Here is a 25,185-nt window from a genome sequence, read left to right as displayed (position 1 = left end):
CATGATGAGCGCGACCAGCACCCTCGCCATGACGCATCTCGTCCCGCTCGCCGCCAAGGATCTGGACGAGAACAAGGTGACCCCGGGCCTGCTCGGGTTCGTCGTCTTCGCACTGATCGGCGTCGCGGTGTGGCTCCTGATGAAGTCCATGAACAAGCACATGAACAAGGTGGACTTCGAGGAGGAGCCGCAGCCCGGTGAAGCCCGGGCCACCGCCTCCCCGAAGGGCGCCCCCTCCCCGAAGGCCAAGGGAGAGCGCACGGCGTAACCGCACCACCTCACCCCTGGGCCCGACGCGGGCTCAGGAGCGGGTCTCGCCGGACAGCACGGCCATGACCTCGCGGGAGCGGCGGCTCGGCACCATGCCGAGCTGCCAGGCCTGCCATCCCGTTTCCGGCTCCACACCGCGCTCCAGCACCAGCGCGAACGCCTCCGCGCACTCCTCCAGCCGGGGATCCCCGCCCGCCGCGGCCCCGCCCGGCTCCCGAAGCTCCCGCAGCAGCTCCGCCAGCTCCTCCTGCGCCACCGCCGTGCCGATGACCGAGCCGCCCGCGGAGGCGAACGGCAGCAGCGTGCAGCGCAGGAACCGGGCCCAGGAGCCGCCGCGCCGGTCCCCGTACCCCGCGAACAGCCGCGCCGCCTCGTCCACCAGCTCCAGCGCCTGCACCGCCCGGCCGTTCCCCGCGTCGACCACCGCCAGCTCGACGCACGACCACGCCTCGCCGTGGGCCACCCCCACCCGGTGGAAGTCCTGCCGGGCGTCCTGCAACAGCTGCCGCGCGAAGCCGCTGTTGCGCAGCGAGCCGGTCTGCGCCGCCCGCAGATCACGGGTGACCCGCGCCGAGTGATGCCGGGCGCACGCCAGCCCGTACACATCCCTCATCCGGCTGAACATCGTGCGGGCCCGCTCCAGCTCGCGCACCGCCGCGTCCCGGTCGCCGCGCTCCTCCAGTGCCTGGCCCAGGTAGTACAGCGTCCAGGCCTCACCGCGCGCGTCCTCGTTGTCCCGGTGCCGGGAGAGGGCCTGGCGCAGCTGGTCGACGGCCGCCGACGGCTCCCCGGCCACCAGCCGGGCGCGGGCCATCTGCGTCAGTGCCCAGGCCTCGCCGCGCTGGTCGTGGGTGCGGTGGTACGCGTCCAGCGCGGCCCGCAGCTCGGCCTCCGCGCGCGGCACGTCGCCCATCCGCAGACACGCCTGGCCGAGCTGGAAGTGCGCCCACGCCTGGCCGTGCAGGCTCTCGGACTCCTGGTGCAGCTCCAGCGCCTGCCGCAGCAGGTCCAGCGCCTCGGCGAGCTGCCCGCGGTCCCGCTCCACGGCGGCCAGCGCGTGCATCGTCCACCCGCGGTCCCCGCGCAGCGCGTCGGGCGTCTGAAGGGCCAGCGCCTCGCGCAGCTTCGCCGCGGCCTCCGTCAGATTCCCCTGGTGGTGCAGGGTGATGCCGAGGCTGCACAGCGCGCGGGCCGCGCCCGCCTCGTGCTGGGCCTCGAAATACAGGTCCACCACCGACGACAGCGTCGTACGGGCCTGGTCCAGCTCGCCCAGCTGGCGGGCGGCGATCCCGGTGCGCCACTGCACGGACCGCACCAGCAGCCCCTGGTCGACGGCCTGGGTCAGCTCGCTGATCTCGCCCAGCCGGTACAGGTCGCCGCGCAGCAGGCAGTAGTCGCACAGCGCGCCCAGCAGATGCAGCACCGCGGACTGGTCCACGCCCTCCGCGTGGCGCAGCGCCGCCGTGATGAAGCTCGACTCGTCGTCCAGCCAGCCCAGCGCCGCGTCCAGCGAGGTGAAGCCGTGGCCGCCCGCCGCGCCCTTGGTGAAGACGTCGGCGCGGGTGGACGTCTTGCCGTCGACCAGTCGGATCACCGAGTCCGCCAGCTCGGCATAGCTGCGGATCAGCCGCTCCTGGGCGGCGGTGCGCTGCTCGGGCTCCTCCTCGTCCGCCAGCCGGGCCGCGGCGAACGAGCGCACCAGGTCGTGCAGCCGGTAGCGGCTGCCGCGCACATGCTGGATCAGCCCGGCCCGGCCCAGCGCGTCCAGATGGCGGGCCGCCTCCTCCTGGTCGGCACCCAGCAGCGCCGCGGCCGCCGCCGCGCCCATGCTCGCCCGCCCGGCCAGCGCGAGGCGCCGCAACAGGCGCCGGGCGCCGTCCTGCTGGTCCGTGTACCGCAGCCACAGGGTGCGCTCGACCGGGTCGACCGGCCCGTACGCCTCCAGATCGGTGGCGAGGGCGGAGGGGGTGCGCGGGCCCAGGGAGGAGCCCGCGATCCGCAGCGCCAGCGGCAGCCGCCCGCACAGCTCGGCGATCCGCTCCACGGACTGCCCGTCGTACGGGCCGGGCCCGGCCGGGTTCTCCGCGGAGACCCGCAGCAGCTCCTCGGCGCCCGACTGGTCCAGCGGGCCGACCTCCAGCCGGTGCACCCACGCGGCCAGGTCCGGCGGCAGGGTCAGCGGGGTGCGCGAGGTGACCAGGATCAGGCTGTCCGAGCGCTCCGGGACCAGCGTGCACACCTGCTCGGCGTCGCTCGCGTCGTCCAGCACGATCGTGACGGGCAGCCCGGTCAGATGCTGGTGATACAGCTCGATGAGCCGCTTGAGGTGCTGGTCCTGGCCCGCCCGCTCCCGGAAGAGCAGCTGGTCACGCGGCGCCCCGAGCCGGTTCAGCAGATGCAGCAGCGCGTCGCGGGTCGACAGCGGGGCCTGCTCGGCGCTGTCCCCGCGCAGATCCACCAGGCACGCGCCCCGGAACTGGTCGCGCAGCTCATGGGCCGCCCGCACGGCCAGCATGGTGCGGCCCGAGCCCGGCGGGCCCTCCAGCAGCACCACCGTCGGCTTGGTCTCGGTGCTGGCCCGCGCCTGGTGCACCCACTGGGCGATCTGGCCGGTCTGCGCGCGGCGCCCGGCGAACGGGCCGTCCGCCTGCGGGAGATGGCCGAAGGACTGCTCCAACACGGTGCGCCTGCGGGCCGCCTGGCTGCGGTCCGCGCCCCGCAGCCGCGGCGCCTGCGCGCCGGACGAGGAGGAGCGCTTGGCCGGGCCGCCGCCCTGGCGGGTGGCGGCCGAGGTCATCCGGTGCTGGTCGATGAACGGCCGGATGCCCCGCACCTCGACCGCCGTCAGCCACTGGAGCCGCAACTGCTCGGGCCCGCCGGGCTGGTTGCGCAGCGCCGCCTGGCGGTGCGCCGCGGGCCAGTGCGCCGCGGTGAGCTTGAGGACGGCCGCCGCCGACCCCGCCACCGCCGCGGTCACGCCCGCGCCCAGCGCCGTGCCCGCCGAGGTGCCGAAGGTGAGGTCCGCGCCGAAGGCGGCGGCCGCCGCCACCGCCGCGGCCAGCGCCGGGGTGGACAGCCGCTCGCGCCCCAGCATCGCCGAGAGCGGTTTGCTGCCCGCGGCCGCCTCGTCCAGGGAGCGCACATACGCGCCGTACTCCTCGGCCGCGGTCGCCGCCATGTCGTCCAGCGAGCCCCGCGCGCGGGTCAGCAGCACCCCGCCGTCCGTGCGGCCGCCCGTGCGCCGCACCTCCTCCTCGACGGCCCGCGTCAGCAGCCGCTCGACCTCCGTCCGGTGGCTGTCCCGCAGCACGGCCAGTGAGCCCGGCATGTGATCCCCCTCCTGCACGAGCGCCACGCGTGAATCGCGCGTTGCTCCCCAAGTCTTCCGCTTCTGCCTCATTTCCGGCAGCCCTGTGGATAACTCCCCCTGTGGACAAAGAAGGTCAGGGGAGGAGCCGGGGGAGAAGGGATCGGGAGGGACGGTCAGGGGAGGATGGAGTCGACGTAACCGCCGTCGACGCGCACGGCGCCGCCGGTGGTGGCGGAGGCGTACGGCGAGGCGAGGTAGACCACGAGGTTGGCGATCTCCTCGGGTTCGATGAGGCGTTGCAGCAGCGACTGCGGGCGGTGCTTGAGCATGAACTCGTGCTGCGCCTCCTCCCAGGGCAGCTCGTCGCCGACCAGCTCGCGGACGAACCCTTCGACGCCACCGGTGTGGGTGGGCCCGGCGATCACGGAGTTGACGGTGACTCCGGTGCCGGCGGCCTCCTTGGCGAACCCGCGGCCGACGGCGAGCAGCGAGGTCTTCGTCATGCCGTAGTGGATCATCTCTGACGGGATCACCACGGCCGAGTCGCTGGCGAGGTTGAGCACGCGCCCCCAGCCCTGCTCCGTCATGCCGGGCAGATGGGCGCGGATGAGGCGCACGGCGGAGAGGACGTTGACCTCGAAGTAGCGGCGCCACTCGTCGTCGCTGATCTCCAGCGCGGGCGCGGAGCCGAAGATGCCGAGGTTGTTCACGAGGATGTCCACCCGGGGGACGGCGTCGAGGACGGCGCGGGTGCCTTCCTCGGTCGCGAGGTCCCCCACGGCGCCCGTGGTGTTCTCGTTGCCGGTCTCGGCGCGGATGGTCCGGACCGTCTCCTCGACGCGCTCCGCGCCGCGGCCGTTGACGACGACGTGGGCGCCTGAGCGGGCGAGGCCGGTGGCGATGGCCGCTCCGATGCCCTGGGTGGAGCCGGTGACCAGGGCGGTCCGGCCGGAGAGATCGATCTGCATGGGGTGACGCCCTTCTCGGTGGCGGTCGTGGTGGAGGGCTCAATTGAGGGTGTCGGGGTCGGGGCCGGTGCGCAGGCCGCGGTCGAGGTCGGCGAGGGCGGCCAGGTCCTGACGAACAGGTCCTCGCGGGCGATTCCGAAGGCGCCGATGGCCAGGGCCAGCAGTGCGAGCGGCATGAGAGGGGGTCCTTTGATGTACGTGTGCGCGACGGAAGCCAGTGCACAGCAGCTACAGGCATGAGCAACAACAGGCGCAGACAATAATTGCACACGCCGACTAATGCAAGCGCGGGTATAGTAAGTGCGAAGATGAGGGCGGTGAGCCCGGCCCGACAGCCCGGAGAGCCCGACAGCCCGGAAAGAGAGCACTGATCATGACTGCCACCGATCCGGCGATGACCGCCCTGGCGCACAGCTGGTGTGCCCTGTCGCTGCTGCACGGCCGTATCGAAGGGCGCGTCGAGCGGGCCCTTCAGGCCTCCCACGACCTCAGCGCGCGCGAGTACTCCCTGCTGGACGTCCTCAGCCGCCAGCACGACGGGGAGGGCGGGCATCTCCAGATGCGCCAGGTCGCCGACTCCGTCGTCCTCAGCCAGAGTGCGACCACGCGGTTGGTGACCCGGCTGGAGGACCGCGGCCTGCTCTCGCGCTACCTCTGCCCCACCGACCGCCGCGGCATCTACGTCGACGTCACCGACAAGGGGGCGCGCCTGCTGGACGAGGCGCGCCCCACCCACAACACCGCCCTGCGCGAGGCCCTCGACCAGGCGTCCGCCGAACCGGAACTCGCGCCCCTCGTGCAGGCCGTCAAGCAGCTCCAGGGGAGCGCCCCGGCCACCTGAGCGCCCCTTCGCCGTTCACCCGCGCATCAGGTCAGAACGGAACACCGTGCAGCGCCCCCACCGTGCCGCCCGCCGCCACCGCTCGATCGGCGGCGCGCGCCGCGGCGAGCGCCTGCTCGGCGGCCACCGTCACGACGGCGTTCACCTTCGGATCGACCGCCTCGATGCGGTCCAGATGCGCCTGCACCACCTCCACCGCGGAGACCCGCCGTTCGTGGATCAGTTCCGCCAGCTCGGTGGCGTCCCGGTAGGAGATCTCGTCCATCGACATCCGCCCTTCCGCCACACGGCTTGATCACGGTACGCGCCGAACCGGTGGCGCTGGGACCGGTCCAGCGGGGTGGGAGAGGATGGGGGTATGCCGAACCGCCTGGCGCACGAGACGTCCCCGTACCTCCTCCAGCACGCCGACAACCCGGTCGACTGGCGGCCGTGGTCGGACGAGGCGTTCGAGGAGGCGCGCAACCGCGGGGTCCCCGTGCTGCTGAGCGTGGGGTACAGCTCCTGTCACTGGTGTCACGTCATGGCGCACGAGTCCTTCGAGGACGCCGAGACGGCCGACTATCTGAACGCCCACTTCGTCTCCGTCAAGGTCGACCGCGAGGAGCGGCCCGACGTGGACGCCGTGTACATGGAGGCGGTACAGGCCGCCACCGGGCAGGGCGGCTGGCCCATGACGGTGTTCCTGACGCCCGACGCCGAGCCCTTCTACTTCGGCACCTACTTCCCGCCCCGCCCCCGGCCCGGCATGCCCTCCTTCCGGCAGGTGCTGGAGGGCGTGCACGCCGCGTGGGCCGACCGGCGGGACGAGGTCCGGGACGTGGCGGGGAAGATCGTGCAGGACCTGGCCGAGCGCACCGGCATCGCGCTGGGCTCCGGCGCGCCCCAGCCGCCCGGGGCCGAGGACCTGGCCGCCGGGCTGATGGGGCTGACCCGGGAATTCGACGCGGTGCGCGGCGGTTTCGGCGGGGCGCCGAAGTTCCCGCCGTCCATGGCGCTGGAGTTCCTGCTGCGCCACCACGCCCGGACCGGGGCCGAGGGCGCGTTGCAGATGGTGCAGGCCACCTGTGAGGCGATGGCCCGCGGCGGCATCTACGACCAGCTCGGCGGCGGGTTCGCGCGCTACGCCGTCGATGCGGAATGGATCGTTCCGCACTTCGAGAAGATGCTGTACGACAACGCGCTGCTGTGCCGCGTCTACGCCCACCTCTGGCGGGCCACCGGCTCGGACCTCGCGCGCCGGGTCGCCCTGGAGACCGCCGACTTCCTGGTCCGCGAGATGCGCACCGAGCAGGGCGGATTCGCCTCCGCGCTGGACGCCGACAGCGACGACGGCACCGGTCGGCACGTCGAGGGCGCGTACTACGTCTGGACGCCGGAGCAGCTGCGCGAGGTGCTGGGCGAGGCGGACGCCGAGCACGCCGCCGCGTACTTCGGGGTGACCGAGGAGGGCACCTTCGAGCAGGGCGCCTCGGTCCTCCAGCTGCCCGACGGCGCGCGCCCGGCCGACGCGGCCCGGCTCGCCTCCGTACGCCAGCGCCTGCTGGCCGCGCGGGAGCGGCGGGAGCGGCCCGGCCGCGACGACAAGATCGTGGCCGCCTGGAACGGGCTGGCCATCGCCGCGCTCGCCGAGACCGGCGCCTACTTCGACCGCCCCGACCTGGTCGAGGCCGCGACCGAGGCCGCCGACCTGCTCGTACGGCTCCACATGGACAACGGCGGGCGGCTCGCCCGCACCTCGCTGGGCGGCGCCGTGGGCGCCCACGCGGGCGTGCTGGAGGACTACGCCGATGTGGCCGAGGGCTTCCTCGCCCTGTCCGCGGTCTCCGGCGAGGGCGTGTGGGTGGACTTCGCGGGGCTGCTCCTGGACACCGTGCTGCACCACTTCGCCGCCGAGGACGGCACCCTGTACGACACCGCCGACGACGCCGAGGCGCTCATCCGCCGCCCTCAGGACCCGACCGACAACGCCGTCCCCTCGGGGTGGACGGCGGCCGCCGGGGCGCTGCTGTCGTACGCCGCCGTCTCCGGGAGCGGCCGCCATCGGGAGGCGGCCGAGCGGGCGCTCGGCGTGGTGCGGGCATTGGCGGCACGGGTGCCGCGGTTCATCGGCTGGGGGCTCGCGGTGGCCGAGGCGCGACTGGACGGGCCGCGCGAGGTGGCCGTCGTCGGGCCGGACGACGATCCCGCGACCCGCGCGCTGCACCGGGCCGCGCTGCTGGGCACGGCGCCGGGAGCGGTGATCGCGGTGGGCGCGCCCGGCTCCGACGAGGTACCGCTGCTGGAGGGGCGGGTGCTGCTGGAGGGGCACCCGGCGGCGTACGTCTGCCGCCACTTCACCTGCGACGCCCCGACGGCCGATGTGGCGGCGCTGACGGCGAAGCTCGGCGGCTGACAGCGGGCCGGTTACAGCGGCAGGCCGCGGGCGAGCATGCCCAGGGCGCGGTCGATGTCGTCCTCCATGGCGTCCACCCGGTGGTGGTCGAAGCTGTGGAAGACGGCCTCCTGGAGGGCGCCGAGGACCGCTCCGACGAGCACCCGCACCTCCAGGTCCTCCGGTGACCGGCCGCTGCGCTCGGCCAGCACCTCGCCCAGCAGGGTGCCGGTCTTGGCCATGCCCTCGCCCATGCGGGCGCGCAGCGCCGGGACCTGCCGGATCAGGGTGAGGCGGGTCAGCATCTCCGCGCGCTCGTCATCGGTGAGCTGCCGCGCCATGCCGATCAGGACCCGCCGCAGGGAGGACACCGGCGGCTCGTCCAGCGGCCGGTCCCGGATCCCGGCGGCCATGGCCTCGTCGTACTCGTCCGTGAGGACGATGTCCTCCTTGGTGGGGAAGTAGCGGAAGACGGTGCTGGTCGAGACGTCGGCGGCCTCCGCGATCCGGTCCACCGGGGTGGCGTCGTAGCCCTGGTCCGCGAACAGCCGGTAGGCGGCCCGCCGGATCGCCTGCCGGGTCTGGATCTTCTTGCGTTCGCGCAGCCCGGGCCGGGGTCCGGCGGGAGACGTGTGTGCGGAGGCCATGTCGATCATTGTCGGGCACCGGCGGACGGTGCCGAGTCAGGAATCGAGTCAGGAATGCTGGTAGGCGACCAGCGAGATTCCGACGTAGTGCACGACGAAGGCGGCGAGCGTGAAGGAGTGGAACACCTCGTGGAAGCCGAACCAGCGGGGTGAGGGGTTGGGGCGCTTCGTGCCGTAGATCACCGCGCCCGCGCTGTAGAGCAGGCCGCCGACGACGATCAGCGTCATGACGGCGATGCCGCCGGTGCGCAGGAAGTCCGGCAGGAAGAACACCGCCGCCCAGCCCAGCGCGATGTAGCACGGGGTGTAGAGCCAGCGCGGGGCGCCGACCCAGAACACCCGGAAGGCGATCCCGGCGAGCGCCCCGGCCCACACCAGCCAGAGCAGCAGCTCCTGTTTGCCCTGCGGGAGGAGCAGCAGCGTGAAGGGCGTGTAGGTGCCCGCGATGATCAGGAAGATATTGGCGTGATCCAGGCGGCGCAGCACCGCCGTGGCGCGCGGGCCCCAATTGCCCCGGTGGTACAGGGCACTCGTACCGAAGAGCGCGCAGGCCGTGAGCGTGAAGATGGCGCAGGCGATGCGCCCGCGCGGGCTGTCGGCGAGGGCGGTGAGCACCACCCCGGCGACGAGCGCGGCCGGGAACATGCCGGCGTGCAGCCAGCCGCGCAGCATGGGTTTGAGGGGAATCGGACCTGCCTCGGGCCCTGGTGAGGCTTCAACGGCGGCGTCGGGCGCGGCTGCAGTCATGGTGCTCATGCTACCCAGCCACCGTGAGTTACCGGTCGTATCGAGTGGTGATGGTCACCAAGGTGCCCACTGGACAGATGCCCCACATCGTCGGATGATCAAATGAGCGCGGTCGGCACCGGATGAGCTGAGCATCCGGGTCGCAGCCCCCAAGGGGTAGCTGTCTCCATATGCGGATATGCGTGCACATATTCGCCCAAAACCCTCAAACCAAGACGCCGGAGCAGTGCGGTTCCGGCGGGATGGAGCGATCGTGGCGCCCAGCAATGTGGCTTCCTCCCTCATCACGGCCCCGACCAGCCACCAGGAACTGATCTCCTGGGTCGGCGAGATCGCCGCCCTCACCCAGCCCGATGAAGTGGTGTGGTGTGACGGTTCGGAGTCGGAGTACGACCGTCTGTGTGCGCAACTCGTCGAGAAGGGCACGTTCAAACGTCTCGACCCGATCAAGCGCCCCAACTCGTACTACGCGGCCTCCGATCCCAGCGATGTGGCGCGCGTCGAGGACCGCACCTTCATCTGCTCCCAGAAGGAGGCGGACGCGGGTCCGACGAACCACTGGAAAGACCCCGGCGAGATGCGCGAGATCTTCGCGGGGGAACAGGGCATATTCCGGGGCTCGATGCGCGGCCGCACCATGTACGTCGTCCCGTTCTGCATGGGACCGCTCGGCTCGCCGCTGTCCGCGATCGGTGTCGAGATCACCGACTCCGCGTACGTGGCCGTCGCCATGCGCACCATGACCCGCATGGGACAGGACGTGCTCGACGTCCTGGGCGACAAGGGCTTCTTCGTGAAGGCCGTCCACACCCTCGGCGCCCCGCTGGAGCCCGGCCAGGCCGACGTTCCGTGGCCGTGCAACAGCACCAAGTACATCTCGCACTTCCCGGAGAGCCGCGAGATCTGGTCGTACGGCTCCGGCTACGGCGGCAACGCGCTGCTCGGCAAGAAGTGCTACGCGCTGCGCATCGCCTCCGTCATGGCGCGTGACGAGGGCTGGCTCGCCGAGCACATGCTGATCCTCAAGCTCACCCCGCCGCGCGGGGAGTCGAAGTACGTCGCCGCGGCCTTCCCGAGCGCGTGCGGCAAGACCAACCTCGCGATGCTGGAGCCGACCATCCCCGGCTGGACGGTCGAGACGATCGGCGACGACATCGCCTGGATGCGGTTCGGCGAGGACGGCCGGCTGTACGCGATCAACCCCGAGGCGGGCTTCTTCGGCGTCGCGCCCGGCACCGGCGAGCACACCAACGCCAACGCGATGAAGACCCTGTGGGGCAACTCCGTCTTCACCAACGTCGCGCTCACCGACGACGGCGACGTGTGGTGGGAGGGTATGACCGAGGAGCAGCCCGCCCACCTCACCGACTGGAAGGGCAACGACTGGACCCCGGCGAGCGAGACGCCCGCGGCCCACCCCAACGCCCGCTTCACCGTGCCCGCCGGACAGTGCCCGATCATCGCGCCCGAGTGGGAGGACCCCAGGGGCGTGCCGATCTCGGCGATCCTCTTCGGCGGCCGCCGCGCCAGCGCGGTGCCGCTCGTCACCGAGTCCTTCGACTGGCAGCACGGCGTCTTCCTCGGCGCCAACGTGGCGAGCGAGAAGACCGCGGCCGCCGAGGGCAAGGTCGGCGAGCTGCGCCGCGACCCGTTCGCGATGCTGCCCTTCTGCGGCTACAACATGGGCGACTACATGGCCCACTGGGTCGACGTCGCCAAGGACAAGGACCAGTCGAAGCTCCCGAAGATCTACTACGTCAACTGGTTCCGCAAGAACGACGCCGGCAGGTTCGTCTGGCCCGGCTTCGGCGAGAACAGCCGCGTCCTGAAGTGGATCGTGGGCCGGCTGGACGGCAAGGCCGACGGGGTCGAGACCCCCATCGGCGTGCTGCCGACCAAGGAGGCGCTCGACACCGACGGCCTCGAACTGAGCGACGCGGAGCTGGACTTCCTCCTCACCGTCGACAAGGAGGTGTGGCGCGAGGAGGCCGCCCTGGTCCCCGAGCACCTCGACACCTTCGGTGACCACACTCCCAAGGAGCTGTGGGACGAGTACCGGGCGCTGGTGCAGCGCCTGGGGTCAACTACCCGTCGCTAAAGCGACGGGCTTGCACAACGGGCGCCGCTGGTTGCGGCACTGCGTCTGCGTCCAGCCCCACCCCGGTGCGTGTGCTCCGGTGGTGGGGCAGGGGCCGTTGACTCGGCCCCGCGTCGCCACAACTCCCACGCACGGGCGCGGATGTTGCGGGAGCCGTTCCGGTCTGCGTGATCAACGAATCCACAGTTCCGGCACGCGAACCAGGCCTGGGAGACCCGGTTCGCTTTGTCGATGTGCCCGCACTCGGCGCAGGTGCGGGAGGTGTACGCCGGATCGACGTGCACCACCGGTACACCCGCCCGGCGGGCCTTGTACGCGATGAATGCCCCCAGCTGGTGGAATGACCAGCTGGAGTGGGTGGCCCGTTGGGGCTTGCGGAGCCGTACCCGCTCACGGATGCCCGTCAACTCCTCCAGGGCGATTCCGCGACCGGTGCGTTCTGCCTCGGCCACCACATGTTTCGCGATCTTGTGGTTGATGTCCTTTGCCCGTCGCGCCTCCTTGCGTCGCCGCTTCTTCAGACGCCGCTTCGCGGACGGGGTGTTCTTCTTCTGCAATGTGGTGCGCAGCTCGCGTTCGCGGGCCCGGACTCGGTTGATCTCGCGCCCGGCCATGATCTCGCCGTCCGAGGTGGTGGCGATATTCACGATGCCCAGGTCGATACCGAGGAAGTCCACCGGGTCCGTGTTCGGTTCGGCTTCGGGGACCTCGCAGGTGGCCAGCAGGAACCACATGCCGTCCCGGCACAGCAGGTCGGACTCGCCCTTCCGGTACCGGGCCAGGGTGGCCAGATGCTGCGGGGAGGCGGTGAAGGCCACGTCCTTGACCCGCCCGCGCACGGTCCAGACCGACACCCGCCGTTCGGGGATCTGCCAGGACAGCATCCGGTCGTCGTACGGCTGCGCACTCTCCGGCCGGAAGGCGACCGGCTTCCCGGTCGCGCTGCGATACCGCTTCGAGCCCGGCCTGCCAAGATTCCCCGCCTTCAGGTTCGACTTCAAGGTTGCGTACGCGTCACACGTCCTCTTGATCACGTGCTGGGCGGCCTGCGCTCCCAGGTCCCACCGTGCCTTGATCTCACCGTAGGTGTGCTCGCGCAGCGCGAAATTGCGCGTCACGCCCTTGTCGAAGGCGACCCGGCTGCACCAAGAGGCGGCCTCGTTGCAGGCACGCAGGGTCGCCTCAAGTGCCGCCGCCTGCACGGGCGTCGGCAGCAGTCTCACCTGCACGGTCAGCTTCACGATCACCCAACGTACACACGCGCACGACGGTCCGACACGCGTTCACTCGCCACCACCCGACCGGGTGAATCCGTCCCCTTCACCAGCATCCCGGCTCCGCCGAAGGCGCCACTCGGCCGCCCTGCGGCCGAACCCCCAGCAAGCGACACCGCGGCGCTCCGCGCCGCCCGGCTCAGGATGCGATTCCTCCCCCCGGGGGTGTGAACGTCCCAGGGGTCCTCTCCAAGAACAGACTGAACCGCCACGTCACCAGGCCGGGGCCCGCACCGCACGGATCCAACGGCATCCCCACGGTGCGGGCCCCGGACTATGTCCACCTGTGCTCATATGTGCCCGGACGTGATCAAGGGGAGTCCCTACACCTCGGGGCTGGACGGTTTCCGGGGCGGCGACGGATGGTAGGCCCTGGACCCCAGCACGATGCCGAGGAGAGCACCGCATGAGTGTCGCGCCCAGTGAATCCGTCGCCTTCAAACCCTTCGCCTCCGCTCCCGGCGAGGCGAGCACCGACCGGGTCTCGGCGATCCGGCTCTCCCTGGTGTACCTGCCGCTGCACGCGCCCATCAGCGACGCCAAGGTGCTGACCGGCAGACAGAAGCCGCTCACCGAAGTGGCCTTCCTCTTCGCCGAGATCAGCACCGAGGGCGGCCATCAGGGGCTCGGCTTCAGCTACTCCAAGCGGGCCGGTGGGCCCGCGCTGTACGCCCACGCCCAGGAGATCGCGCCCGAGCTGATCGGCGAGGACCCCAGCGACATCGCCCGGCTGTGGAACAAGCTGGTGTGGGCGGGCGCGTCCATGGGCCGCAGCGGGGCCGCCGTGCAGGCGGTCGCCGCGTTCGACATCGCGCTGTGGGACCTCAAGGCCCGGCGCGCGCGGCTGCCGCTGGCCAAGCTGCTGGGCGCGCACCGCGACGCGGTCAGCGTCTACAACACCTCCGGCGGCTTCCTCTCCACGCCCATCGAGCAGGTGCTGGAGAACATCGACCTGGCCCGCGCCCGGGGCGTCGCCGGGATCAAGCTCAAGGTGGGCTCGCCGGACCCGCGCGTGGACCTCGCCCGGGTGGAGACCGTACGGGAGCATCTGGGAGACGGCGTACCGCTCATGGTGGACGCCAACCAGCAGTGGGACCGGATCACCGCCACCCGGGTCGGCCGGGTGCTGGAGAAGTTCGACCTGACCTGGATCGAGGAGCCGCTCGACGCGTACGACGCCGAGGGGCACGCGGCCCTCGCCGCCACCCTGGACACCCCCATAGCCACCGGCGAGATGCTGACCAGCGCGCATGAGCACGCGGCGCTGATCGAGGCGGGCTCCTCCGACTTCGTACAGCCCGACGCCCCACGGGTCGGCGGCATCACCCCGTTCCTCCAGATCATGACGCTCGCCGACTACAAGGGCCGCGGCCTCGCCCCGCACTTCGTGATGGAGATCCACGCCCATCTCTCGGCGGCCTACCCGCGCACCGCGTGGGTCGAGCACTTCGAGTGGCTGGAGCCGCTGTTCAACGAGCGGATGGAGCTGCGCGACGGCCGCATGGTCATCCCGAACCGCGCCGGTCTCGGCCTGTCGCTCAGCGATCAGGCCGCGGCGTGGACGAAGGAGGCGGCGCGCTTCGGCGAGGGCGCCTGAGGAGCCCTTAATCGGTCTGCGCCGTGAAGGCGGCGTACGCGGACTCGTCGAAGAGGACGAAGCGCACCTCTTCGACGGCCGTGTCCGCGGCCCGGACCGTCTCCACCGCGATCCGGGCGGCGTCGTCCATCGGCCAGCGGTAGACCCCGGTGGAGATCGCCGGGAACGCGACCGTCCGCGCGCCCAGTTCGTCGGCGACGCGCAGGGACTCGCGGTAGCAGGAGGCCAGCAGGCCGGAGCGGTCCTCGGCGGCGGACCACACCGGGCCCACGGTGTGGATGACCCAGCGGGCGTCGAGCCGCCCCGCCGTCGTGGCCACGGCCCGGCCGGTGGGCAGCCCCTTGCCGTAGCGGGAGGCGCGCAGGTCGCGGCAGGCGTCGAGGATCTCGGGCCCGCCCCGCCGGTGGATCGCGCCGTCGACCCCTCCGCCGCCGAGGAGGGAGGAGTTCGCCGCGTTGACGATGGCGTCGACGTGCTGCGCGGTGATGTCGCCCTGGACGAGGGTGAGGGTGGTCATGGCTCCATCGTGCGCCATGACCCCGGGACGGCCCCAGTTCGGACCGTCCCCGTTCAGACCCCGTTCAGGCCATTCCGTTCAGACCGCGACGGCCAGCCCCGCCGCATGCGCCTCCAGGCGCTCGGCGGTGAGCTCGGTGGCCGCCGTGTCCTCGCGCGAGGTGGCGATGACCAGGGCCCAGCCCGCCAGGGTGTGGGCGCGCTGGTGGAGGGCGGCGACATGGGCCGGGTCGGCGCTGGCCGCGGTGGGGGCGGCGCGCAGTGGGGCGCGGCCGTCGCGCAGCCGGGTGACCTGGTCGGCCAGGCGCTCGGCGGCCTCGTCCAGTGCCGGGTCCGGGGTGAGGGCGCGCAACTCGTCGGTCACGGTCAGCAAGGCGGTCAGATGTCCGGCGAGCCGAATGTCCAGCTCCTCCTCGCGGGAGCGGTGGGGGAAGTCGGGCTCGGGCTCGGCCATGGTGTGGACCGACTTGGTGCGGATCGGCTCGTACATGGATGGCCTCCAAACGTTCAGGAGGCCATCCTAACTTAGACAAAGTCTAAAGTTGAGCCTTCTGTAGAAACTCGCTTCCGGTCGCTCAGGGCTGGCCGTATCCGTCGAGGAAGTTCCCGATCCGGGTCACCGCGTCGGCCAGGTCCTTTTTCGCCGGGAGCGTGACGATGCGGAAGTGGTCCGGCTCCGGCCAGTTGAAGCCCGTGCCGTGCACGATCATGATCTTCTCGGCCCGTAGCAGGTCGAGGACCATCTGCCGGTCGTCCTTGATCTTGTAGACCTTGGGGTCCAGCTTCGGGAACGCGTACAGCGCGCCCTTCGGCTTCACGCAGCTCACGCCCGGGATCTGGGTCAGCAACTCGTACGCGGTGTCGCGCTGCTCCAGCAGCCGCCCGCCCGGCAGCACCAGGTCGTTGATCGTCTGATGGCCGCCGAGGGCGGCGGCCACCGCGTGCTGTGCGGGCATGTTGGCGCACAGCCGCATGTTGGCCAGGATCGTCAGCCCCTCCAGGTAGCTGGAGGCGTGGGCCTTGGGGCCGCAGACCGCGAGCCAGCCGCTGCGGTAGCCCGCGACGCGGTAGGCCTTGGAGAGCCCGTTGAAGGTCAGCGTCAGCAGGTCCGGGGCGAGGGCGGCGGTCGGGGTGTGGGTGGCGCCGTCGTAGAGGATCTTGTCGTAGATCTCGTCGGAGCAGACGATCAGCTGGTGGCGGCGGGCGATGTCGGTGATGCCGCGCAGCACCTCTTCGCTGTAGACGGCGCCCGTGGGGTTGTTCGGGTTGATGATGACGATCGCCTTGGTGCGGTCGGTCACCTTGCGCTCGATGTCGGCGAGGTCCGGCAGCCAGTCCGCCTGCTCGTCGCAGCGGTAGTGGACGGCGGTGCCGCCGGCGAGCGAGACCGAGGCGGTCCACAGCGGATAGTCGGGGGAGGGGACGAGGACCTCGTCGCCGTCGTCCAGCAGCCCCTGCATCGACATCTGGATCAGCTCGGAGACGCCGTTGCCGAGGAAGATGTCCTCGACGTCGAGGTGGATGCCCTGGGTCTGGTAGTGCTGCATCACCGCGCGCCGGGCGGAGAGCAGCCCCTTCGCGTCGCCGTACCCGTGGGCGTCGCCGAGGTTGCGCAGCATGTCCTCGAGGATCTCCGGCGGGCAGTCGAACCCGAAGGTCGCCGGGTTGCCGGTGTTGAGCTTGAGGATGCGGTGACCCGCTGCCTCCAGTCGCATCGCCTCCTCGAGTACCGGGCCACGGATTTCGTAGCAGACGTTGGCGAGCTTCGTGGACTGGATCACCTGCATGTCGGCCACTGTACGGGGGCGTAACCGGCGACGCTCGGTGTTTTTCACCACGTGGACAGCGTGTGAACGGTGTGCGGGAGCGCTTGCGGACCGTGATGGGCGCGGTGCGCCCCCTTCGCGCCGGTCGGTAACAAGTGGGTTACCCCCGTTAATTTCCGCGAACGAAGGGTTGGCCTGGGAGGAACCGCTGGCTATCGTTCACGCACCTCACCCAATCGTTCAGCTGAACGAATCTGAACGAATCGAGTCGGCGCGTGAGCCGAAGGGGCCTGGCCGAAGCCGCCCCGGAGGCGAACCGGGCCCCGAAGCGAAGGTGCCCCCGTCCATGTCCGAGACCTCCCTCCGAACAGACCCCGGGGCGGCCGGGATACCGCGGCGGTCGGTGCTCGCCGCGGCGGCCGCGGGCGGCGGTGCCCTCGCCGGGTCAGCCCTGCTGACCGGCTGCTCGGGCGCCGCGTCCGCGTCCCCGTCCGAGGCCGTGCCCAGCCGCGGCCCGGCCGGGCGCCCCGACCGCGGCGGCACCCTGCGCATCGCCCGTCCGCCCGCCTCCGACGCCGAGACCCTGGACCCGGCGAGCGCGCTGTCCGCGTACGAATACCTCGGTGCCCTCTACAACCGGCTCGTCCGCGTCGACAAGGAGGGCAAGGTCGCCCCCGACCTCGCCGAGTCCTGGGAGCCCGACGCCACGGCGCGCACCTGGACCTTCCGGCTGCGCCGCGGCGTCACCTTCCACGACGGCTCCGCCTTCACCTCCGCCGACGCCGCCTACACCCTGCGGCACATCCTCGACACCGCGACCGCCTCCCCGCAGGGCCCGGTGCTCGCCCCGCTCATCGACCCGGGGCGGCTGCGCACCCCCGATCCGCACACCCTCGTGATCCCGCTGAAGAGCCCGCACGCCGAGTTCCCCAGCCTGCTCACCCACTACAACTGCTACGTCGTCCCCGACGGCAGCGCCAAGTCCATCGGCCGCACCGGCATCGGCACCGGACCGTTCAAACTGGCCTCCTTCACCGCCGCCGGGCCCGGCCGGGTCGTGGCGTACGGGGACCACTGGGCCGGGCGCCCGGTGCTGGACGCCATCGACTTCTTCTCCGTCGCCGACATGCAGGCCCGGGCCAACGCCCTGCTCGCCGGACAGGTCGACCTGCTCTCCCAGACGAACCTGGACTTCGCCACCGCCCGCGTCATCGCCGCCTCCAGCCGCGCCACCATCGCCCGGTCGAAGAACGCCCAGTGGTACGTGCTGCCGATGCTCACCACCGAGAAGCCGTTCACGGACGTACGGGTCCGGCAGGCCATGAAGCTCGCCTACGACCCCGAGCACATCCGGAAGGTCGCCCTCCAGGGCGCGGGCACGCTCGGCTGGGACAACCCCGTACCGCCCAGCGACCCCACCCACATCGCCGCCCACCCCGCCCACGACCCCGAGCGGGCGCGCCATCTGCTGAAGCGGGCCGGGCACGAGCGGCTGGCGGTGGACCTCTACACGTCCTCCTACGACCCGATCTTCACGCCCATGGCCCTCGCCTACCAGGAGTCCGTGGCCCGCGCGGGGATCCGTATCCGGGTCAAAACCGCGGCCGCCGACTCGTACTACACCCAGATCTGGATGAAGAAGCCGCTCATGGCCACCTACTGGTACACCGGGCGCCCCGTCGACCAGCTGCTCAACCAGGTCTTCCGCAGCGGCTCCTCGTACAACGAGACCGCCTGGTCGGACAAGGAGTTCGACGCGCTCCTCGACCGGGCCCGCCGCGAGACCGACGAGGGCCGCCGCCGCGAGCTGTACGGGCAGGCGCAGACCCTGGTGATCGAACGGGGCGGGGCGATCACCCCGATGTTCGCCGACCGGCTCACCGGCATCTCCCGGAAGGTGCGCGGCTACGCCGAGCACGGCTTCGAGTTCGACTACCTCGGCATCGGCCTGAAGGGGGCGTGAGAGGCGTGTTCACCTTCATCGTCCGCCGCGTCGTCGCCGCGTTCGGCACCCTGCTGCTCTCCTCGGTCATGGTCTTCCTGGCCGTCCAGGCGCTGCCCGGCGACGTCGCCACCCAGGTGCTCGGCAAGGACGCCACCCCCGACGCGGTCGCCGCGCTGCGCAAGCAGATGGGGCTCGACCAGCCCGCCTGGGAGCGCTACGTCGACTGGATCAAGGGCGCCCTGCACGGCGACTTCGGCACCTCGCTGGTCACCACCAAGCCGGTGGGCTCCGAGGTCGCCCAGTACCTCGGCAACTCGGCCATGATCGCCGTCGTCACCGTCCTCTTCGCGGTCACCGGCTCGCTCGTCCTCGGCATCCTCGCCGGGCTCTACCGCGACCGCTGGCCCGACCACGTTATCTCCACGGTCAGCCTGGTCGGGATGTCCATCCCCGAGTTCGTCGTGGCCACCCTGCTGGTGCTCGCCTTCTCCGTCACCGTCCCCGTGCTGCCCGCCGTGGTGCTGTACGGGCCGGGGGCCTCCACGGGTCAACTGCTCCCGGCCGTCTGGCTGCCCGCCGCGTCGCTCGCCATCGTGATGGCCGCGTACATCGTGCGGATGGCCCGTACGTCGGTCATCGACGTCATGGCGAGCGAATACGTCACCACCGCCCGCCTCAAGGGGCTCTCCACCTGGCGCGTGGTCACCCGGCACGCGCTGCCCGGCGCCCTGCTGCCCACCCTCCACGTGATTGCGCTCAACGTGGCCTGGCTCATCGGCGGCGTCGCCGTCGTCGAGAACGTCTTCAACTACCCCGGCATCGGCAAGCTGCTGCTCACCTCCGTGCAGAACCGCGACCTGCCCGTCATCCAGGCCATCGCCCTCATCAGCGCCGTCGTCTACGTCATCTGCAACCTCGCCGCCGACCTCGGCTCCATGGCCCTCAACCCCAAGCTCCGCACCCGAGGAGGGAGGACCCGATGAGCGCGCTGAAGACGCCTGCCCCGGCCCCCGTTCCCGCACCGTCCGCCCGGTCAGGGGCCTCCGGCTCCGCCGCCCGCGCCTGGCGCACCGTACGCTCCTCCCGCCCCGCCGCCATCGGGCTCGCGATCGTCGCCGTCCACCTCGTGATCGCGCTGCTCGCCCCGCTGCTCACCCCGTACCACCCCACCACCGGCGACGCCTCGCACGCGCTGCTCGGGCCCGGCGCCGACCACTGGGCGGGCACCGACCAGTACGGGCGCGACGTGCTGACCCGGGTGGTGTACGGCGGGCGGTACGCGCTCGGCGTCTCCGTCACCGCGACGCTCCTCACCATCGCGCTCGGCACCGTCCTCGGCTGCGCGGCCGCCCTGCGCGGCGGCTGGCTGGACGATGTGCTGATGCGGATCCTGGACGCGGTGCTGTCCATCCCCGCGATCCTCGTCCTGCTGGTCATCGTCACCGCGCTGGGCACCGGCTCCGGCGTCATCGTGCTGGCCATCGGCGTCATCTGCGTCCCCCAGGTGGTACGCGTCGTCCGCGGCGCCGCGCTCGCCGTCGTCCCCCAGGACTACGTCACCGCGGCGCGCGCCCGCGGCGAGAGCACCTGGGCGATCCTGCGGCGCGAGGTGCTGCCCAACATCATCGACGTGGTGTGCGTCGAATTCGCCATGCGCGCCTCGTGGGTCGTGCTGCTGATCTCCTCGCTGTCCTTCCTCGGCTTCGGCGCCGACCCGCCCACCCCCGACTGGGGCCTCATGGTCTCCGAGAACCGCACCGCCATCACCGTCGTGCCGATGGCCAGCCTCGCGCCCATCATCGCCCTGGCCACCCTCGTCGTCGGGCTCAACCTCGCCGCCGACGGCCTGTCCAAGGCGTGGGGCGTCGACCGCATCCGGGAGGGCTCCTGATGAGCGCCATCGTTTCCGTGGCGGGCCTGGGTGTCGCCTACCGCTCCGGCGGGCGGGAGATCCCCGTCGTCCACGACGTCTCGTTCGACCTCGCGCCGGGTGAAACCCTCGCCCTCGTCGGCGAGTCCGGCAGCGGCAAGTCCACCGTCGCCGCCACCCTGCTGGGCCATCTCCGGTACGGCTCGCGGCTCACGGGTGGCACGGTGCGCGTCGACGGGCAGGACGTCTTCGCCCTTCCGGCGCGGGAGTTGCGGCGGCTGCGCGGCGGTACAGTCGCGATGATCGCCCAGAACGCGGGCCAGGCCCTCACCCCCTCCATGCGCATCGGGCGGCAGATCGCCGAGGCGGGCGGCGACGTGCCTGTCACCGACCTCCTCGAACAGGTCCGGCTGCCGCGCCCCGCCGAACTCGCCCGCCGCTACCCGCACGAACTCTCCGGCGGGCAGCAGCAGCGGGTCGCCATCGCCATGGCCATCGCCACCCGGCCCAAGGTGCTGGTGCTGGACGAGCCCACTACTGGGCTCGACGTCCTCACCCAGCGCTCCGTCCTGGACCTGGTCGGCTCCCTGCGCGACGAACTCGGCCTCGCGGCGGTTCTTGTCAGCCACGACCTGGGCGTCGTCGCGCGGATGGCCGACGAGGTGTGCGTGCTGAAGTCGGGCCGGGTCGTCGAAGCGGCCCCCACGCGGCAGCTGTTCGACGCCCCCGCCGATCCGTATACGCGTCGTCTGCTGGCCAGTGTGCCTCGGCTCACCGATACCGGGCTCGCCCTCGTGGGTGAGGACGGGACGCGGGAGGTGCGCCCGAAGCGGGTGGTGCCGGACGACGCGGTTCCGTCTGTTGATGTGCGGGATGTGACGATCGACTACGGTTCGTCCCGGGCCGTCGATGGTGTCTCCTTCCAGGTGCGGCGGGGCGAGGTGCTGGCCCTGGTCGGCGAGTCCGGCAGCGGCAAGTCCACCCTCGCGTGGGCCCTGGCCGGTCTGCGGGGCCCCTCGGGTGGCGCGATGACCCACGGGGACGGGGACTTGGGCGTCTCGGCGCGGCGGCGGCCGCTGGCGCTTCGGCGCAAGATCCAGCTCGTGTTCCAGAACGCCGACACGTCGCTGAACCCGCGGCGTTCGGTGGGTGACGCCGTGCGGCGGCCCCTGCGGTTCTTCGGCACGGCGGCTTCGAGGGACGAGGCGGCTTCGCGGGCCCGCGGGCTCATCACCGACGTCCGCCTCGACCCCGACTTCGCCGACCGGCTCCCCGCACAGCTCTCCGGCGGCCAGCGCCAGCGCATCGGCATCGCGCGGGCGCTGGCCGGTGAGCCGGACGTGCTGATCGCGGACGAGATCACCACGGCGCTGGATGTGTCCGTGCAGGCCGATGTGCTGCGCCTGCTCGACGATCTGCGGCGGGAGCGGGACCTCGCCTGCCTCTTCATCAGCCACGACCTGGCGGTGGTGCGGGGGATCGCCGACCGGGTGGTGGTGCTGCGGCACGGGGTGGTGGTGGAGGAGGGGCCGACGGATGCCGTCTTCGCGGCCCCGGGCCACCCGTATACGCGGCAGCTGATGGCCGCCGCCCTCGAACCCGACCCGGATGCGGTGGCCCCTGCCGGGGCGGCCGACGACTGGGCGGATGCCGCGGAGGCGGGCGCGGGCTGGGACGAGTTGGGCGGTGGCCACCGGGTGCGCAGGTGGCGGGCGGCGGATGGCTAGCCCCCACCCCGCCCCTTCCCGCAGCATCGATATGCGGCTCCGCCGCGCGGGGGGCGCAGCCCCGGACCCCGCGGGGGCTTGCGCCCCAGGGCGCACCCGCGGGCCCCAGGCCCCGGGAGGGGCGTTGCCCCGTGAGGTTTCGTCGCCGGGTGCGGCCCGGTGGCCGGGTTGTGCCCACCCGTTCCTCCCCCAGCTACCGCTGGGAGGTGCCCCCTCCGCGGAACGATTGCCCACAACGTGGCGCACATCCGCCCCGCCGGGGGAGCGTGGGCCGACGGCGGATTCGCCCCAGCTTTCAGCCCGCGTACCGCCCAGCCCCTGCCGGGACATCCCAGCCTCTCCGGCGTTTGAGGAGCGGGTTTCGGGGGCGGAGTCCCCGCAACGGGGGCCGGGGGCGGACGTGCCCCAATCCCGGCCTCTCCGGCGTTTGAGGAGCGGGGTCCAGGGACGGAGCCCCGGCGGGGGTGCAGGGGGCGGAGCCCCCGCAACGGGGGCCGGGGGCTTGCCCCCGGTTTCGGGAAGGGGCGGGGTGGGGGACGGCCCGCCGCAGGCGTACACAACACCAGGTAGAGGAGAAGCGTGAGGTACAGGGAAGCCTTCGACCGTGAGGTGCGGGTCGAGGACGTATGGATTCCGACCCGCGACGGAACGCGGCTGCACGCCCGCGTCTGGCGGCCGACGGACGCGGAGACCGCCCCCGTACCCGCCCTGCTGGAATACCTCCCGTACCGCAAGAGCGACTGGACCGCCCCCCGCGACGCCCAGCGTCACCCCTGGTACGCCGGGCACGGCTACGCCTCCGTACGCGTCGACCTGCGCGGCAGCGGCGACTCCGAGGGCGTGATGCGCGACGAGTACGACGAGACCGAGCTGGCGGACGGCGTGGACGTCGTCAACTGGCTCGCCGCGCAGCCCTGGTGCACCGGCAAGGTGGGGATGTTCGGGATCTCCTGGGGCGGGTTCAACGCGCTCCAGATCGCCGCCCTGCGCCCCGAGCCGCTGAAGGCGATCGTCACGGTGTGCTCCGCGGACGACCGTTACGACAACGACGTGCACTACATCGGCGGCGCCGTCCTCGGCATCGACATGCTCGCCTGGGCGGGCACGATGCTGGCGTTCACCGCGCGCCCCCCGCACCCCACCTCCGTCGGCGAGGACCGCTGGATGCCGATGTGGCGGGAGCGGCTCGACGCGCTGGAGCCGTATCTGCACACCTGGCTCGCGCACCAGGAGCGGGACGCGTACTGGCGGCACGGCAGCGTGTGCGAGGACTACGCGGCGGTCGACGCCGCCGTGCTCGCGGTCGGCGGGTGGGCCGATCCGTACCGGGACACCGTGCTGCGCCTGGTGGAGCACATCGACGCACCCGTACGCGGACTGATCGGCCCCTGGTCGCACCAGTACCCGGACCGGGGGCTGCCGCCGGGCCCGGCGATCGGGTTCCTCCAGGAGACGCTGCGCTGGTGGGACCACTGGCTCAAGGACACCGACACGGGCGTCATGGACGAGCCGCTGCTCCGGGCGTGGATCAACGACCCGGTGCCGCCCGCCACCTCGTACGACACGATGCCCGGCCGCTGGGTCGGCGACGACGCCTGGCCGTCCCCGTCCGTGACCTGGGACGAACGCCCGCTGGGCGGCGGCGACGAGCCGGTGATCGTACGCTCCCCGCTGCACACCGGGCTCGACGCGGGCCGCTACTTCCCCTTCGGCAACGCCACCGATCTGCCGCCGGACCAGCGCGAGGAGGACGGCCGTTCGGTGTGCTTCGACTCGGCGCCCCTGGACGAGCGGGTGGAGATCCTGGGCCGCCCTCGCGTACGGCTGCGCCTCGACAGCGCGACCCGGCGCGCCCATGTCATCGCGCGCGTCTGCGACGTGGCGCCCGACGGCTCGTCCACCCTCGTCACCCGCGGGGTGCTCAACCTGATGTCCCGGCACGGCCGGGAGAAGGCCGTGGAGTGGGAGCCGGGGACGTACGAGGACGTCGAGTTCGAGCTGAACGGGACCGGCTACGCCTTCCCGCCCGGCCACCGCATCCGGGTCGCGGTCTCCGACGCGTACTGGCCGTGGGTGTGGCCGCACGGCGAGCGCGGACAGCTCACCGTACGGCCCGGCCAGAGCGCGCTGCTGCTGCCCGTACGCGACCCCGGCGCGGACGCCGCACGCGAGCCGATCACCTTCGAGGAGCCTGAACAGGCCACGCCGCTCGCCGTGACCGTGGACGCGCCCGCCGAGCCCCGCCCCGAACGGACCGTCACCCATGACGTCGCCACGGGGGAGTGGGTGCTGGACGTGGACCCCAACTACGGCGGTTCGCGCACCTACCCGGACGGGCTGCGGTACGAGGAGAGCGCCCGCGAGACGTACCGCATCCGCTCCGGCGATCCGCTGTCCGCCGTGGCAAGCTCGCGGTGGACCATCCGGCTGCGGCGCGACGGCTGGGACGCGGAGATCCGTACCGCGACCGAACTGCGTGCCACGGCGGAGGAATTCATCATGGACAGCAGCGTCGAAGCACGGGCGAACGGAGAGACAGTGGCCCACCGCGCATGGCAGCACACCATCCCGAGGACGTCCGCGTGACCTCCTCGTCCCCCTCCGATCGCCGCCCCCCGAGGCGCGCCGTCGCCGCCTCGGCCCGTACCCGTCAGCCGACCGAGGTACGGCGCCGCCTGATCGTGGAGGCCGCCGTTCCGCTGATTGCGGAGCGGGGCACCGCGGGGGTCGGGGTACGCGAGGTCGCCGCGGCGGCGGGGGTCTCCGTCGGCACCGTCACGTACCACTTCGACAGCGTGCAGGAAGTCCTCTCCGAGGCGATGGTCCTGCACATAGAGCGCTACTACGCCGCCCTCACCGAGGCCGCCGACCGCGCCACCAGCGGCGCGGAGGGCCTGCGGCTGCTCATCGACGCGCTCTTCACGGACGACACGGACCGGCACTGGCGGATGTGGTTCGACTACTGGAACGCGGGCGAGCGCGACCAGACGTTCGCGCGCGGGGCCGCCGAGCGGTACGAGAGCTGGCACGGCGAGATCCGGTCGCTGGTGGAGCGGGGCTGCGCCGAGGGCGACTTCCGCTGCGAGGACCCGGCGGACTTCACCCTCCGCTTCTCCGCGCTGGCGGACGGGTTGGCGTTGCGGCGGCTGCGGCAGGTCCCGGCCCTGAGCGTCGAGGACGCGCGTCGCCACCTGCGGCGGTTCGTGGAGGCGGAGCTGGGCGGCTGACCGGGGCG

The 25,185-nt window shown here is 72.1% G+C and carries 20 protein-coding genes; 11 read left to right on the top strand and 9 right to left on the bottom strand.

Going from position 1 to position 25,185, the window contains the following annotated elements; genetic code table 11:
* Positions 1-4 precede the first annotated feature (4 nt).
* Complete coding sequence (locus LCH29_RS18210; RefSeq protein WP_446462880.1) at positions 5-268, top strand: hypothetical protein; 264 nt, start codon at positions 5-7, stop codon at positions 266-268.
* Positions 269-301: 33 nt separating this feature from the next.
* Here the strand turns inward: LCH29_RS18210 and LCH29_RS18205 are convergent, their stop codons facing one another.
* Positions 302-3,598 (bottom strand): tetratricopeptide repeat protein, encoded by a 3,297-nt coding sequence (locus LCH29_RS18205; protein ID WP_446462785.1) that lies wholly within the window; start codon positions 3,596-3,598, stop codon positions 302-304.
* A 155-nt stretch (positions 3,599-3,753) separates the two neighbouring features.
* The gene (locus LCH29_RS18200) at positions 3,754-4,548 is read right to left on the bottom strand and encodes an SDR family NAD(P)-dependent oxidoreductase (RefSeq protein ID WP_446462784.1); all 795 of its coding nucleotides are present in this window, start codon (positions 4,546-4,548) and stop codon (positions 3,754-3,756) included.
* A gap of 373 nt (positions 4,549-4,921) precedes the next feature.
* Here LCH29_RS18200 and LCH29_RS18195 point away from each other — a divergent pair, with 373 nt between their 5' ends.
* Positions 4,922-5,389, top strand: coding sequence for a MarR family winged helix-turn-helix transcriptional regulator (locus LCH29_RS18195; protein WP_446462783.1), 468 nt, complete (start codon positions 4,922-4,924; stop codon positions 5,387-5,389).
* A 31-nt stretch (positions 5,390-5,420) separates the two neighbouring features.
* Here the strand turns inward: LCH29_RS18195 and LCH29_RS18190 are convergent, their stop codons facing one another.
* Positions 5,421-5,660, bottom strand: coding sequence for an amidase family protein (locus tag LCH29_RS18190; protein WP_446462782.1), 240 nt, complete (start codon positions 5,658-5,660; stop codon positions 5,421-5,423).
* An 87-nt stretch (positions 5,661-5,747) separates the two neighbouring features.
* On the opposite strand from LCH29_RS18190, the gene LCH29_RS18185 reads away from it, so the two are divergent.
* Complete coding sequence (locus LCH29_RS18185) at positions 5,748-7,784, top strand: thioredoxin domain-containing protein (protein ID WP_446462781.1); 2,037 nt, start codon at positions 5,748-5,750, stop codon at positions 7,782-7,784.
* Positions 7,785-7,795: 11 nt separating this feature from the next.
* Here LCH29_RS18185 and LCH29_RS18180 read toward each other — a convergent pair whose 3' ends face one another.
* The gene (locus tag LCH29_RS18180; RefSeq protein ID WP_446462780.1) at positions 7,796-8,419 is read right to left on the bottom strand and encodes a TetR/AcrR family transcriptional regulator; all 624 of its coding nucleotides are present in this window, start codon (positions 8,417-8,419) and stop codon (positions 7,796-7,798) included.
* Between the two features lie 39 nt (positions 8,420-8,458).
* Complete coding sequence (gene trhA, locus LCH29_RS18175) at positions 8,459-9,157, bottom strand: PAQR family membrane homeostasis protein TrhA (RefSeq protein WP_446462779.1); 699 nt, start codon at positions 9,155-9,157, stop codon at positions 8,459-8,461.
* A 253-nt stretch (positions 9,158-9,410) separates the two neighbouring features.
* On the opposite strand from trhA, the gene LCH29_RS18170 reads away from it, so the two are divergent.
* Positions 9,411-11,255 (top strand): phosphoenolpyruvate carboxykinase (GTP), encoded by a 1,845-nt coding sequence (locus LCH29_RS18170; protein ID WP_446462778.1) that lies wholly within the window; start codon positions 9,411-9,413, stop codon positions 11,253-11,255.
* Here LCH29_RS18170 and LCH29_RS18165 read toward each other — a convergent pair.
* Positions 11,252-12,496: an RNA-guided endonuclease InsQ/TnpB family protein gene (locus LCH29_RS18165; protein WP_446462777.1), complete on the bottom strand. Its 1,245-nt coding sequence runs from the start codon at positions 12,494-12,496 to the stop codon at positions 11,252-11,254. The two genes, LCH29_RS18170 and LCH29_RS18165, sit on opposite strands and share 4 nt — an antisense overlap.
* A 439-nt stretch (positions 12,497-12,935) precedes the next feature.
* On the opposite strand from LCH29_RS18165, the gene LCH29_RS18160 reads away from it, so the two are divergent.
* Positions 12,936-14,126, top strand: a complete 1,191-nt coding sequence (locus LCH29_RS18160; RefSeq protein ID WP_446462776.1) for an L-talarate/galactarate dehydratase — start codon at positions 12,936-12,938, stop codon at positions 14,124-14,126.
* Between the two features lie 7 nt (positions 14,127-14,133).
* Here LCH29_RS18160 and LCH29_RS18155 read toward each other — a convergent pair whose 3' ends face one another.
* The 3 genes from LCH29_RS18155 to LCH29_RS18145 form a co-directional block, all read right to left on the bottom strand.
* Positions 14,134-14,643 (bottom strand): O-acetyl-ADP-ribose deacetylase, encoded by a 510-nt coding sequence (locus LCH29_RS18155; protein ID WP_446462775.1) that lies wholly within the window; start codon positions 14,641-14,643, stop codon positions 14,134-14,136.
* A gap of 78 nt (positions 14,644-14,721) precedes the next feature.
* Complete coding sequence (locus tag LCH29_RS18150) at positions 14,722-15,132, bottom strand: SCO4983 family protein (RefSeq protein WP_446462774.1); 411 nt, start codon at positions 15,130-15,132, stop codon at positions 14,722-14,724.
* Positions 15,133-15,217: 85 nt separating this feature from the next.
* Positions 15,218-16,429 (bottom strand): pyridoxal phosphate-dependent aminotransferase, encoded by a 1,212-nt coding sequence (locus LCH29_RS18145; protein ID WP_446462773.1) that lies wholly within the window; start codon positions 16,427-16,429, stop codon positions 15,218-15,220.
* A gap of 325 nt (positions 16,430-16,754) precedes the next feature.
* Here LCH29_RS18145 and LCH29_RS18140 point away from each other — a divergent pair, with 325 nt between their 5' ends.
* The 6 genes from LCH29_RS18140 to LCH29_RS18115 all read left to right on the top strand — a co-directional run bounded on the left by LCH29_RS18140 (position 16,755) and on the right by LCH29_RS18115 (position 25,177).
* Positions 16,755-18,371, top strand: a complete 1,617-nt coding sequence (locus LCH29_RS18140) for an ABC transporter substrate-binding protein (RefSeq protein ID WP_446462772.1) — start codon at positions 16,755-16,757, stop codon at positions 18,369-18,371.
* A 5-nt stretch (positions 18,372-18,376) separates the two neighbouring features.
* Positions 18,377-19,336, top strand: coding sequence for an ABC transporter permease (locus LCH29_RS18135; RefSeq protein WP_446462771.1), 960 nt, complete (start codon positions 18,377-18,379; stop codon positions 19,334-19,336).
* Entirely contained in the window at positions 19,333-20,244 is a 912-nt protein-coding gene (locus LCH29_RS18130) for an ABC transporter permease (RefSeq protein ID WP_446462770.1), read from the top strand. The genes LCH29_RS18135 and LCH29_RS18130 overlap by 4 nt, the downstream gene beginning before the upstream one ends.
* Positions 20,244-21,950: a dipeptide ABC transporter ATP-binding protein gene (locus LCH29_RS18125; protein WP_446462769.1), complete on the top strand. Its 1,707-nt coding sequence runs from the start codon at positions 20,244-20,246 to the stop codon at positions 21,948-21,950. The genes LCH29_RS18130 and LCH29_RS18125 overlap by 1 nt, the downstream gene beginning before the upstream one ends.
* 579 nt (positions 21,951-22,529) lie before the next feature.
* Positions 22,530-24,536, top strand: coding sequence for a CocE/NonD family hydrolase (locus LCH29_RS18120; protein ID WP_446462768.1), 2,007 nt, complete (start codon positions 22,530-22,532; stop codon positions 24,534-24,536).
* The gene (locus LCH29_RS18115) at positions 24,533-25,177 is read left to right on the top strand and encodes a TetR/AcrR family transcriptional regulator (protein ID WP_446462767.1); all 645 of its coding nucleotides are present in this window, start codon (positions 24,533-24,535) and stop codon (positions 25,175-25,177) included. Before LCH29_RS18120 ends, LCH29_RS18115 begins: the two co-directional genes overlap by 4 nt.
* Positions 25,178-25,185: the final 8 nt, after the last annotated feature.

This window comes from Streptomyces sp. BRA346 (assembly GCF_052851135.1).
The sequence above is the reverse complement of the archived record's forward strand: the minus strand, read 5'-3'. Positions and strand labels throughout refer to the sequence as shown.

Bases quoted from the DNA above. Each gene is read 5' to 3' on its own strand.
- LCH29_RS18210 (WP_446462880.1), top strand. From the start codon at position 5: ATGAGCGCGACCAGCACCCTCGCCATGACGCATCTCGTCCCGCTCGCC.
- LCH29_RS18205 (WP_446462785.1), bottom strand. From the start codon at position 3,598: ATGCCGGGCTCACTGGCCGTGCTGCGGGACAGCCACCGGACGGAGGTC.
- LCH29_RS18200 (WP_446462784.1), bottom strand. From the start codon at position 4,548: ATGCAGATCGATCTCTCCGGCCGGACCGCCCTGGTCACCGGCTCCACC.
- LCH29_RS18195 (WP_446462783.1), top strand. From the start codon at position 4,922: ATGACTGCCACCGATCCGGCGATGACCGCCCTGGCGCACAGCTGGTGT.
- LCH29_RS18190 (WP_446462782.1), bottom strand. From the start codon at position 5,660: ATGTCGATGGACGAGATCTCCTACCGGGACGCCACCGAGCTGGCGGAA.
- LCH29_RS18185 (WP_446462781.1), top strand. From the start codon at position 5,748: ATGCCGAACCGCCTGGCGCACGAGACGTCCCCGTACCTCCTCCAGCAC.
- LCH29_RS18180 (WP_446462780.1), bottom strand. From the start codon at position 8,419: ATGATCGACATGGCCTCCGCACACACGTCTCCCGCCGGACCCCGGCCC.
- trhA (WP_446462779.1), bottom strand. From the start codon at position 9,157: ATGACTGCAGCCGCGCCCGACGCCGCCGTTGAAGCCTCACCAGGGCCC.
- LCH29_RS18160 (WP_446462776.1), top strand. From the start codon at position 12,936: ATGAGTGTCGCGCCCAGTGAATCCGTCGCCTTCAAACCCTTCGCCTCC.
- LCH29_RS18155 (WP_446462775.1), bottom strand. From the start codon at position 14,643: ATGACCACCCTCACCCTCGTCCAGGGCGACATCACCGCGCAGCACGTC.
- LCH29_RS18150 (WP_446462774.1), bottom strand. From the start codon at position 15,132: ATGTACGAGCCGATCCGCACCAAGTCGGTCCACACCATGGCCGAGCCC.
- LCH29_RS18145 (WP_446462773.1), bottom strand. From the start codon at position 16,429: ATGCAGGTGATCCAGTCCACGAAGCTCGCCAACGTCTGCTACGAAATC.
- LCH29_RS18140 (WP_446462772.1), top strand. From the start codon at position 16,755: ATGTCCGAGACCTCCCTCCGAACAGACCCCGGGGCGGCCGGGATACCG.
- LCH29_RS18130 (WP_446462770.1), top strand. From the start codon at position 19,333: ATGAGCGCGCTGAAGACGCCTGCCCCGGCCCCCGTTCCCGCACCGTCC.
- LCH29_RS18125 (WP_446462769.1), top strand. From the start codon at position 20,244: ATGAGCGCCATCGTTTCCGTGGCGGGCCTGGGTGTCGCCTACCGCTCC.